The sequence below is a fragment of the Actinomadura sp. NPDC000600 genome (assembly GCF_040492135.1).
Classification (GTDB): Bacteria; Actinomycetota; Actinomycetes; order Streptosporangiales; family Streptosporangiaceae; genus Spirillospora.
Genome location: NZ_JBEUPD010000143.1, coordinates 1 through 1,087, shown reverse-complemented (window position 1 = coordinate 1,087; position 1,087 = coordinate 1). Strand labels below are relative to the sequence as shown.

Genomic DNA, 1,087 nt, shown 5'->3' with positions numbered 1-1,087 from the left:
GCATCGTGATATTTATGAATATCCTTATCTGTCAGTAAAGTCTACAGGAGAAAATAAAAGAATCAAAAGACCTAGTTTGCATTTAAACAATGGTCAAAATACTGTATCTATTTTCTACGGTGGAGTTAATAAAAAAGCTGAAAAAACTGACGATGGAGAAGATAAAGAAGTAGTTACATTAAAATCAAGTAAAAGTATTCCTCGTTTTGTCAATGTGATTTTAGATTATCTATTTGGAAAGATTGCTTTGCATCATGGATATTTATATGATATTTCAACCTCACAATTCAAACGATTGTCAGAGATGGATATTGCTCATGAATATAAATTAGGCAAGCGTTCTGACTTCACAGCTAGTGAAGTTGTAGAAATTATATCTTTTATAGATGAACAGATAAAGCTAAAACCTCTTAAAGAAATAAAAGCATCGATTATTGCTTGTCATGACTTTCAAATGGATCTGCATCAAAAGAAAATTTTAAAAAATTGTTCTATCAAAGACAATGAATGTTACTTTAAAGTGTTTGATTGTCAGCTCTCTGATGTAATTGAAATGTCAATCTTGAACGCTAATTACTTAGGAATGGTGATAGATGATGTAGACAGCTTGCATAATGCGCAACTACAGCCAATCTATCAAATGCTGGTGGCATGTCGTGAGATTACTAAGACAAGGTTCTTTGTCAGTAAATCTGGGACACGTACTGGTAAAGGCTTGCGTCATAAAGTAATTTCATCCATTTTTGATACGAAACATGTCAACCTAGACGAACTCTCAAATAAGGCAACGGCCGCAATGGCTTGGGCTGGATTTGATGGAGGGGAAATGTTACTGGTGACTGAATCAGGAGAAATTGGAAAGAGTTTAGAACGTTATTTGAAAATACTGGCTACTGAAAGCACATATCGTGGTCGAGGTATTGGCCAAAACTATGCGGATATTAATCTGACTGGTGTACTGTCTATTGATTCAAATGAAAAAGTATTATTTTCTTCTGAAATGAATAGCAGGGCTGTGAACATTGCTTTTAAGAATCGTCCAAAAAGAGAGACTGATAGCGAACGTGAATCAATCTTTGCTCCCTAC

1 protein-coding gene is annotated in these 1,087 nt (G+C 34.6%); it reads left to right on the top strand.

Annotation, left to right across the window (positions count from 1 at the left end; genetic code table 11):
* The coding region (locus tag ABWI07_RS44340; RefSeq protein WP_353822235.1) for a hypothetical protein at window positions 1-1,087 on the top strand (1,087 nt) is incomplete at both ends.